We start from the raw sequence: 2,312 nt of genomic DNA on the forward strand, positions 1-2,312 counted from the left end.
GCTAAAGGACTACGTTGATAAATGCCTTGCCCTGGGCTTTTTCCGTTTTTTATGTACCGACATCAACAAAGATGGCAAACTTGGCGGAGCAGGTATCGATCTGTACGAAAAACTGCTTGACCATTCACCGTTCATTAAACTGATCGCCTCGGGCGGTGTAAGTTCTATGAATGATGTCGAAAAACTAAACCGCTTAAAAGTAGAATCGGTTGTAGTAGGTAAAGCCATTTATGAGGGACATATCACTATTGAAGATGTAAAGAACTGGAATTTGGAGTCGCTCATATCCATATAAGCCCCCTAACCCCCTAAAGGGGGAACCATAGTTGCATATGAAAAAACGGATGTTTTTGGGTGCGGGCGCTCCGATTTTTAGAAATGCAGAAGCTCTTCGTTATAGAATGATCGGGGCTGAAGAATTACTATGGGGGCATTTGAAAAACAATCAATTAGGTTTCAAATTCAGAAGACAACATCCTTTAGGTATTTATATAGCTGACTTTTATTGTCATAAACATAAGTTAGTCATAAAGTTAGATGGCGACATTCATCTACTTCCAGATATCGCCCGAAACGATGTTGAAAGACAAAATAACTTAGAATTTGATGGACTTAAAGTATTACGCTTCACAAATAATGAAGTATTCAACAACTTAAATAAAGTATTGGAACAAATAACCACGCAAATCAGCACCCCCTTCAGGGGGCGGGGGGGGCTAAGTAAACGAATTATCCCCTGTCTTGACGTTAAGGACGGTCGTACAGTAAAAGGTGTTAACTTTGTTGACCTGCGCGATGCAGGCGACCCGGTTGAACTGGCCTGGAACTACTCGCGCCAGGGAGCCGACGAACTGGTTTTCCTGGATATTACAGCTACGGTTGAACGCCGCAAAACCATGGTCGAACTGGTAAAAGCTGTTGCCAGGCAAATTAATATACCATTTACAATAGGCGGTGGTATCAATGAAATTGCCGATGCCGATGCATTGTTAAACGCCGGTGCCGATAAAATATCTATCAACTCGGCCGCGGTACGTAACCCTGCTTTAATTGATGAGCTGGCCAAAGCATTTGGTGTACAGTTTGTGGTGATTGCGGTTGATACACGCAGTATTGGTGATAAAAACATAGTGCACCTGAATGGAGGACGTTTACCTACCGAACGCGAAACATTGGAGTGGATATTGGAAGCTGAAAATCGCGGAGCTGGCGAGATATTGCTTACGTCTATGGATCACGATGGCACTAAAGCAGGCTTCGACAATACATTATTGAAGATAGTGAACGATGCAGTGCACATCCCGGTAATTGCTTCAGGTGGTGCTGGTTCTGTACAACATTTTGTTGATGTATTTGAAAAAACAAATGTTGATGCAGCTTTGGCGGCTTCGGTATTTCACTATGGTGAAATATTGATACCGGATTTGAAGGCGGTGTTGAAGGGTAATAATATTGAGGTAAGGATTTGATGGAGGTGCGGGAAGCGAGATGTGAGTTGCGGGTGGTATGGCTGCCTTTGAGGTAAGAGCACTCACTCCTTGCACTCTGGGCTAACACGACCCTGCTCTCAAAAGGAGAATTTGACTATATAAAACACGAACCTGGCAACAGGAAACACGAGCCAGAATAACACGAACCTGGCAACAGGAAACACGAACCAGAAACCAGGCAAAACAGATATGAATATAGATTTTAGCAAAACAGACGGATTAGTGCCGGTTATTATACAGGATGAGCAAACTTTAGAGGTGCTGATGCTGGGTTATATGAACCAGGAGGCTTATGATAAAACCGTTAGGGAAAATATAGTTACCTTTTTTTCGCGCTCGAAAAACCGCCTGTGGACCAAAGGCGAAACCAGCAGCAACTTTCTGCATGTAAAAAAGATCAGCATTGATTGCGATAACGATACCCTACTCATTAAAGTTAAAGCCGATGGACCAACCTGCCACACCGGCTCGCGCAGCTGTTTCCAAACTGAATACAATCAAAACTTCATACTGGAGCTGGAAAACATTATTGCCGATAGGTACGAAAACCCGGTAGAAGGATCGTACGTTAATAAACTCCGCAATAAAGGACTCAACAAAATAGCGCAAAAGGTTGGTGAAGAAGGTGTTGAAACTGTTATAGCCGCTTTAGCCGAAACCGAAACTGATTTAATAAACGAGTCTTCCGATCTTGTTTTTCACCTGTTGGTATTACTTCGGGAAAAAGGGTTAACGCTGCAGACGATTGCTAAAAACCTGGAGAACAGGCATAAATAGTCATTAGTCATTAGTCATTAGTCATTAGTCATTAGTCATTAGGGG

3 protein-coding genes and 1 pseudogene are annotated in these 2,312 nt (G+C 42.9%); all 4 read left to right on the forward strand.

Annotated elements, in window-relative coordinates:
* Positions 1–295, forward strand: a 295-nt coding sequence (locus AC1DPZ_RS25700; RefSeq protein WP_477408848.1) for a HisA/HisF-related TIM barrel protein, incomplete at its 5' end; no start/stop codon positions are given.
* A gap of 49 nt (positions 296–344) precedes the next feature.
* Positions 345–677, forward strand: a pseudogene (locus AC1DPZ_RS25705) (endonuclease domain-containing protein); the annotation flags it as partial.
* A 9-nt stretch (positions 678–686) separates the two neighbouring features.
* Positions 687–1,469: an imidazole glycerol phosphate synthase subunit HisF gene (hisF, locus tag AC1DPZ_RS25710; RefSeq protein WP_477408850.1), complete on the forward strand. Its 783-nt coding sequence runs from the start codon at positions 687–689 to the stop codon at positions 1,467–1,469.
* A 168-nt stretch (positions 1,470–1,637) separates the two neighbouring features.
* Positions 1,638–2,267 (forward strand): bifunctional phosphoribosyl-AMP cyclohydrolase/phosphoribosyl-ATP diphosphatase HisIE, encoded by a 630-nt coding sequence (gene hisIE, locus AC1DPZ_RS25715; protein ID WP_477408852.1) that lies wholly within the window; start codon positions 1,638–1,640, stop codon positions 2,265–2,267.
* Positions 2,268–2,312 lie beyond the last annotated feature (45 nt).

This window comes from Mucilaginibacter sp. P4_G9, from assembly GCF_056400985.1.